Annotated in this window: 1 protein-coding gene; it reads right to left on the bottom strand. The window is 35.6% G+C overall.

The window, feature by feature from the left end; genetic code table 11:
- Positions 1-303 (bottom strand): hypothetical protein (locus LG649_RS16035; protein WP_226544823.1); only part of this gene is annotated, 303 nt, incomplete at both ends.

Genomic DNA, 303 nt, shown 5'->3' with positions numbered 1-303 from the left:
ACGGAATAATAAAAAATACCAAACCAGAAGAGGTTACTTCTAAAAAATTATCGCGCGATCCATGTGGTATAGCTACCTGAGTAATTGGGTTTCTTTTGGAATTATACCAATACGGGAAAATGCAAAAAATAATTAAAAACAAGCCAGTAGCTCCAAATTTTGCAATAGGCCAAAAGTGCTTAAGTGTGGTATTCCAAAACACTTTAAAAGTAAGCTCGTTATTTGTGCTTACACGTTCTCGAGCGGCATCCATTACAGCCATGCCAATTAATGGAGCTATAAAAAATACCATTCCAAAAACTG

Source organism: Neotamlana laminarinivorans (assembly GCF_020523925.1).
Lineage (GTDB): Bacteria > Bacteroidota > Bacteroidia > Flavobacteriales > Flavobacteriaceae > Neotamlana > Neotamlana laminarinivorans.
Note: the sequence above shows the minus strand (reverse complement) of the source record. Positions and strands in the feature narration are given on the sequence as shown.